Source organism: Streptomyces sp. URMC 127 (genome assembly GCF_051386535.1).
Taxonomy (GTDB): Bacteria; Actinomycetota; Actinomycetes; order Streptomycetales; family Streptomycetaceae; genus Streptomyces.
Genome location: NZ_JBPQTW010000084.1, coordinates 20,539 through 27,318, shown reverse-complemented (window position 1 = coordinate 27,318; position 6,780 = coordinate 20,539). Strand labels below are relative to the sequence as shown.

The 6,780-nt window shown below is 75.0% G+C and carries 5 protein-coding genes; 2 read left to right on the top strand and 3 right to left on the bottom strand.

Annotated elements, in window-relative coordinates; all coding sequences use genetic code 11:
* On the top strand, positions 1 to 924 hold a 924-nt coding region (locus ACSNOH_RS18335), incomplete at its 5' end, for a glycosyltransferase (protein WP_436722432.1).
* A 183-nt stretch (positions 925 to 1,107) separates the two neighbouring features.
* On the opposite strand, the gene ACSNOH_RS18330 is transcribed toward ACSNOH_RS18335, so the two are convergent.
* Positions 1,108 to 2,718 (bottom strand): glycosyltransferase family 2 protein, encoded by a 1,611-nt coding sequence (locus tag ACSNOH_RS18330; RefSeq protein ID WP_436722433.1) that lies wholly within the window; start codon positions 2,716 to 2,718, stop codon positions 1,108 to 1,110.
* 133 nt (positions 2,719 to 2,851) lie between these two features.
* Between ACSNOH_RS18330 and ACSNOH_RS18325 the strand changes: the two genes are divergently transcribed.
* Positions 2,852 to 4,414, top strand: coding sequence for a glycosyltransferase family 39 protein (locus ACSNOH_RS18325; protein ID WP_436722431.1), 1,563 nt, complete (start codon positions 2,852 to 2,854; stop codon positions 4,412 to 4,414).
* 34 nt (positions 4,415 to 4,448) lie between these two features.
* Here the strand turns inward: ACSNOH_RS18325 and ACSNOH_RS18320 are convergent, their stop codons facing one another.
* Both ACSNOH_RS18320 and ACSNOH_RS18315 read right to left on the bottom strand, forming a co-directional pair.
* Positions 4,449 to 5,330 (bottom strand): carbohydrate ABC transporter permease, encoded by an 882-nt coding sequence (locus ACSNOH_RS18320; protein ID WP_436722430.1) that lies wholly within the window; start codon positions 5,328 to 5,330, stop codon positions 4,449 to 4,451.
* A gap of 91 nt (positions 5,331 to 5,421) precedes the next feature.
* Complete coding sequence (locus ACSNOH_RS18315; protein ID WP_436722429.1) at positions 5,422 to 6,777, bottom strand: carbohydrate ABC transporter permease; 1,356 nt, start codon at positions 6,775 to 6,777, stop codon at positions 5,422 to 5,424.
* Positions 6,778 to 6,780: the final 3 nt, after the last annotated feature.

Genomic DNA, 6,780 nt, shown 5'->3' with positions numbered 1-6,780 from the left:
GTCTCCTTCGCCGAGCGGCTGAGCCCCGCCCGGCTGCGGGCGGCCCGGGCCGAGCGGCAGGAGCGGGAGCGGGCCCGGCAGCGGCTGGCCGACCGCTTCCGGGCCGTCCGCGACGGCATGGTCGTCATCGGCTCGCCGTGGGCTGCGGCCTGGCTGGAGCCGGTCGAGCGGTCCCACCTGCGGGCCGTCGGGCAGTACCACGAGTCCTTCCACCAGGCGCGCACCTCCGAGAACCTCCAGCTGATCCTGCGTCACTACCCCGCGCTGGAGAAGGCGCTGTTCCTCAGCGAGGCGGACGCCGCCGAGTTCCGGCGCCGCCGCCTGCCCAACGCCGGCGTGCTGCCCAACCCGCTGCCCTTCGCTCCCGCCGGGCGGGCCCCCCTGGACACCCGGCGCGTCGGCGCGGTAGGCCGGCTGGAGGCCGTCAAACGCCTGGACCGGCTGCTGGACGCCTTCGCCGAAGCGAGCGCCGGGCGGCCCGGCTGGGAGCTGCACCTCTTCGGCGACGGGCCGCTGGAGCCGGAGCTGCGCGCCCGGGCCGAGCGGCTGGGCATCGCCGGCCGCGTCCGCTTCCGCGGCAGCGTGCGGGACATGGCGGCGGCGTACGCCGAGCTGTCCGTCCTCGCCCTCACCAGCGAGCGCGAGGGCCGCCCGATGGCTCTCGCCGAGGCGTCCGCCGCGGGGGTGCCGTGCGTGAGCTTCGACCTGTCGGGCGGTGTGCGCGAGCTGGTCCGGCACGGGCGCACGGGCACGCTCGTGCCTCCCGGCGAGGTGGGCGCCTTCGCTGCGGCGCTCGGGGAGCTCATGGAGGACGGGGCGCTCCGTGAGCGGTACGGGGGCGCTGCGCGGGCGCATGTTGCGCCGTTGCGGCTGGATGCGGTGCTGGATCGGTGGGAGGCGTTGTTCGACGAGATCGATCGCTGACTGTTTCGCCCACTGGGGGGAGTTATGAGCATGGAGTGCGGCTGCGGGTCGAGTGTGGTTGCTCGCGCAGTTCCCCGCGCCCCTTTCAGGGCGCTGAGCCGGCTGCCGCGCATGCGGTCGGGCGGCTGCAGGCTGTGCGTGGCTGATCGCGCAGTTCCCCGCGCCCCTGGCGGGGCGGGGTGGCTAGGTCCGTCTTGCCACCGCCCAGGCTCCCCGGGCGCCTGCGGCCAGGCGGAGGGCCAGGGAGCCGTTCGCGGTGGCGTAGGGGCGGGCGAGCAGGAGGCCGTGGCGCAGGCTCGGCAGCGCCGCGCGGTGCAGGCCGCGCCCCACGGCGCGCACGGTCGTGCGGAAGGCCCCGCCCGCGCACTGCACCCGCACGCGCACGTCCCACGTCCGCGACGGGCCGGCGCCGTCGCTCCGGTCGCGGGCCGCGAGCACGGACAGCGGCAGGACGACGCGCGCGGTCCACGCCGTGCCCTCGTCCGTCAGCGGCACGGCCCGCCGCAGCACGGGCCCGCCCTCGCGGTGCCGCAGCTCGACCTCCGCGGCCTCCGGCCGGATCGTGGCCAGGCGCCCGTAGAGGTCGTGGACGCGCAGGCGCAGCCGGGCGCGGGCCCGGGCCGTCAGGCGCAGTTCGGCGTCCACGGTCACCGGCAGGTGGTGCGGCGGCACGGCCCCCGGCCCGAGGACGCCGTCCAGGGCCGCCCGGGGCAGGTCCGCCGACCAGACGGGCGCGGCGGCCGCGTCCTGCGCGTACGGCGGCAGGAGCCGGGCCGGGCGGGCGGCGAGCTGGGCCAGCCGCTCCAGGTCGCGGGGGGCGTCCGCGGCCAGCACGACGCGGGCGATCCAGCGGGCCGGCGGCCGGGCGGCGCTCAGCTCGGCCTCGTCGAAGTCGGCGAGGTAGCCGCGGGTGACGCGCCACCAGGCGTGCCGGTAGCCCGCGCTGCGGGCGGGCAGCTCGCGGACGTACATCCGCAGATCGTGGTCGAGGAACTTCACCCGTGCGGCGCGGGCCAGCGGCTTGCTGCCCGCGTCGAGGAAGACCTCCACGCTGCGCCGGTGCGCGGTCACGCGCGCCTGCCAGTTGGCGATGCGCTCGCGGTCCAGGGAGATCGAGGGCGCTGTGGCGTCGCGCCGCACGTGCCAGACGTAGACGGTGTCGGGCACCGTCGCCACGCGCGGCGCGGCCGCCATCACCCGGGCGGTGAAGACGAAGTCCTCGTAGATGAAGCGTCCTTCGGGGAAGGCGATGCCGTGCTCGGTGAGGAAGTCCCGCGCGTAGAGCTTGTTGACGCACAGGGTGTCGCGCAGGAGCGCCGGGCGGGCCTCGGGCCCGGCGTAGACGGCGGGCTGCCGGTAGAGGGCGGGCTGCCAGCCGGTGTCGCGCCGCTGCGGCAGCTCGCGGCGCACGCACAGGCCGGCCGCCACGGGGGCGCGGTGGCGCAGGGCCGCGCCGAGGAGAGCGGCGGCGGCGCCCTCGGGCAGCGTGTCGTCGCTGTCGAGGAACATGACGTACGGCGCGGTGGCGGCGCGCACGCCGTCGTTGCGGGGCGTGCCGCAGCCGCCGCTGTTGGCCGCGCGGTGGACGACGCGCAGGCGCGGGTCGGTGTCGGCCAGCTCGTCGAGGATCGCGGCGGTGCCGTCGGTGGAGGCGTCGTCGACGGCGATGACCTCGGCGACGACCGGCCCCTGGGCGAGTGCGGAGCGGACGGCGTCGCGGATGTGCGCGGCGTCGTTGAACCCGATGACGATGACGCCGACCTGCGCGGCGGGCAGGGTTCCGCTCTCGTTCACTGTCACGAAAGACAGTTTTACCGATGAATAGGTATAAAGCGGGTCATTGGGAAGCCCGGGTGTGCCCGAGTGTCCGGACCGGCCGGCGGTCAGGAGCCGGTCGGCCCGTCAGGACCGGGGAGGGGAGCGAGCGATGGGGCTGACAGAGCTGGAGCCGCCCGGCACCGCCACACCGGAGGAGGCCGCGCAGCCGCCTCCGGCCCGCGCCCGCCCCACGCCCGGCGCCGTCCTCGCCGTGGCCCTCCCCGCCGCCGTCATGCTCCTCCTCGGGCTGTGGGGGCTGGACCGGGGCACGATGTGGCGGGACGAGAGCGCCACGTTCCAGGTGGCTCGCCGGTCCCTGCCCGAGATGTGGCACGTGCTCGGCACGATCGACGCCGTCCACGGCCTGTACTACCTGCTGATGCACGCCGTCCTCGCCGTGCGCCCCGACGAGATCGCGCTGCGGCTGCCGTCCGTCGCCGCGTCCGCCGCCACCGCCGCGCTCACCGGCGCCCTGGGCTGCCGGCTCGCCCGGCCCCGCACCGGCCTGTGGGCCGGGCTCCTCTACGCCGTCACCCCCTTCGCCGGCCACTACGCCCAGGAGGGCCGCTCGTACGCCCTCGTCGCGGCGGGCGCCGCGCTCGGCACCTGGCTGCTGGTCCGCGCCGCCGCCCACGGCTCGTACGGGCGGTGGGCCGCCTACGGCGCGGTCATGGCCGGCACGGCGCTCCTGCACGAGTTCGCGGTCCTGCTCCTCGCCGCGCACGCCGTCACGCTGCTGCTCTCCCGGGTGCCGTGGCGGACCTGGCGGCGCTGGGGATGCGCCGCGGGCGGCACGTGTCTGCTGCTGATACCCCTGGTGATCGTCTCCCGGGGGCAGAGCGCGCAGGTCTCCTGGATCCGCACGCCGGGGCCTGCCGAGGCGGAAGCGCTGCTGAAGGCGTTCGCTGGTCCGGAGCAGCCCGTCCTCGGGGCGGTGCTCGTCCTGGCCGCGGTCGCCGTCCTCGCCTCCGCGCGCGGGAGGCGGGCGCCGCGCCGCGGCGGGCCCCTCGGCCTCACCGCGGTCGCCCTGCCCTGGGCGCTCGTCCCGCCCGTGCTGCTCTACGCCGCCGCCCAGTACCAGCCGCTGTTCCTCGACCGCTACCTGCTGTTCTGCCTGCCCGGCGTGCCCCTGCTCGCCGCGGCCGGAGCGGACCGGGTCCTGGGCCTCGTGCCGTGGCGGCGCACGGTGACGGCGCTCGGCGCCGCGGCCGTGCTGGCCGCCTTCGCCGTGCAGCTGCCGCTGCACGAGCGCGAGCGCCTGCCCACCAGCCGCGGCGACGCGCTGGCCCCGGTCGCGGCGGCCGCCGGCCGGCTGGCGAGGCCGGGGGAGGCGGTGCTGTTCCTGCCGCAGTACGAGCGGCGCGTGGCCCTCGCCTATCCCCGGGAGTTCACCGGTCTGCACGACCTCACCCTCAAGAGGTCACCGGCCGCCTCCGGCACGCTCTTCGGCGAGGAGGTCGCCGCCGCCGCGCTGCGCGACCGGCTGGCCCGGCTGCCGCCCGGAAGCCGGGTGTGGGTGATAGGCGACACCGGCACCGTCGGCACGCGGTGGTTCCGGGCCCGGCGGGCCGAGTCCGCGAAGACCGCCGCGCTGGAGGCGTTCTGCCGGGAGGAGCGGCAGGCGGCGGTCTTCGTCCGGGGCGGATCGGTGCAGTTGTACGTACGCCGGTAGGGCGGCGGCACGCCGCTGCCCGGCGAGCCGTCCGCTACTTCACCGCCCCCGCCATCACCCCGCTCACGAACTGCCGCTGGAAGGCGAAGAACACCGCGAGCGGCACGGCCATCGACAGGAACGCGCCCGAGGCGAGGATGTCGATGTTGTCGCCGAACTGCCGCACCTGCTGCTGCAGGGCGACCGTGACCGGTGGGTGCCCGCTGTCCGCGAAGATCAGCGCGATCAGCATGTCGTTCCACACCCACAGGAACTGGAAGATCCCCAGCGAGGCGATCGCCGGACCGCCCAGCGGCAGCACCACCCGCAGGAAGAGCCGCACTTCGCCCGCCCCGTCCAGCCGGGCGGCCTCCAGCAGCTCGCGGGGGATCTCCGCGAAGAAGTTCCGCAGCAGGAAGACCGCGAAGGGCAGGCCGAAGGCCGTGTGGAAGAGCACCACGCCGGGCGTGCTCTCGAAGATGCCGAGCGTGTTGAAGAGCTTGGCCACCGGGATCAGCGCCACCTGCACCGGCACCACCAGCAGCCCCACCACCGCCATGAACCACCAGTCGCGGCCCGGGAAGTCCAGCCACGCGAAGGCGTAGCCGGCCATGGCGCCGACGAGGATCACCAGCACCGTCGCCGGCACGGTGATCAGGGCCGTGGTGCCCAGGGACTCCATCACCGTGTCGTTGTGGAAGAGCTTGCTGTAGCTGTCGGTGGTCAGCTGGGCGGGATGGGCAAAGACCTGCCACCAGCCCGACGCCGCGATGTCCCGCTTGTCCCGCAGCGAGGACAGCAGGAGCCCCACCGTCGGCGTCAGCCAGAACAGCCCGACGGCGACGAGGAAGAACCGCACCGCCCCGCCGCCCAGCCGCGAGGCGATCCGCGCGGGAAGCGACTGCCTGGCCCGTACGGCCGTGTCCAGCGTGGTCATCCCTGCCGCCCCCTCGTGGTCGTCGCAGCCGCCCCCGTCATGACGGCCGCCCCCGTCACGGGAGCTGCTCCCGTCACGGCAGCCGCCCCCGTCACCGCTGCCGCTCCCTTCGGATCCGCCGGAGATTGACGTACATCACCGGCAGGACGAGCACCAGCAGGAAGACCGCGATCGCACTGCCCACGCCCTGGTTGACGTCCGTGCCGAAGGACGACTGGTACAGCTGCAGCGCCAGCACGTTCGCCTTGTCCAGGCTCGCCCCCGGCGCGATGATGTAGACGAGGTCGAAGATCTTCAGCACGTTGATCATCAGCGTGACCAGGACGACGGCGAGCACCGGCGCCAGCAGCGGCACCGTCACCCGGCGGAAGACCTGCCACTCGTTCGCGCCGTCGACCCGCGCCGCCTCCAGCAGCTCCCGTGGCACGCTCGCGAGCCCCGCCGCGATCAGCACCATCGCGAAGCCCGCCCACATCCAGATGTACGCGCCGATGATGGCGGGGGTGACGAGCGAGGGGCCCAGCCAGTCGACGCCGTTGTAGGGCGCGGCGAAGTTCGAGGCGGGCAGGCGCAGTTGGGCGCCGTCCGCCGCGCCGGGCAGGGTGAAGGTGCCGTCGGCGGCCGAGGTGGCCGAGGCGACGGTCCGGCCGTCCTTGACCGCCTCCACGGTCACGCCCTCCAGGGCCTTCTCACCCGGGTCGATCTTCCCGGGCGTGCCACCGCCGCCGCGCGTGAAGTCCCGCCAGACCGTTCCCGTGACCTTCCCGGCGACGTCCCGCGCCGGGACGGCCTCCTTGGCGCCCTTCATGTCCGCCGGCTTCGCCCCCACCAGTGGCAGCGCCGTCGCGCTGCCCGCCTTCACCACCGCCCTCGTCGTGAACGCGCCGTGGGCCTCCGACAGGAGCCCGTCGCCCCTGGGGTGCGCGCCGGGGAAGGGAGCGGGCGGCGAGAACGTGTCGTGGACGCCCACCCACACCGCGTTCGCGACGCCGCGGTCGGGGTTCTGCTCGTACACCAGCCGGAAGATGATGCCCGACGCCAGCATGGAGATCGCCATCGGCATGAAGACGACGAGCTTGAACGCCGTGCCCCAGCGGACCCGTTCGGTGAGCACCGCGAAGACCAGCCCGAGGGCGGTGGCCACCGACGGCGCCACGACCACCCAGATGACGTTGTTCTTCAGCGCCGTACGGATCCGGTCGTCCGTGAACACCTCGTGGTAGTTGTCCACGCCCACGAACCCGTTGCCGCTCGCGTCGAAGAGGCTGCGCCACACGGAGTAGCCGATGGGGTAGACGACGAGCGCGCCGAGCAGCGCCAGCGCGGGCAGCAGGAACACGGCGGCCACCCACAAACGCGTGCCCTGCAGGCTCCTGGTCCTGGTCTTCTGTGCGGAGGGGCGGAGCGGCCCGGGGGCCGCAGCGCCGCCCGCGGTTGCGGTCGACATCGT

Bases quoted from the DNA above. Each gene is read 5' to 3' on its own strand.
- ACSNOH_RS18325 (WP_436722431.1), top strand. From the start codon at position 2,852: ATGGGGCTGACAGAGCTGGAGCCGCCCGGCACCGCCACACCGGAGGAG.
- ACSNOH_RS18320 (WP_436722430.1), bottom strand. From the start codon at position 5,330: ATGACCACGCTGGACACGGCCGTACGGGCCAGGCAGTCGCTTCCCGCG.
- ACSNOH_RS18315 (WP_436722429.1), bottom strand. From the start codon at position 6,777: ATGTCGACCGCAACCGCGGGCGGCGCTGCGGCCCCCGGGCCGCTCCGC.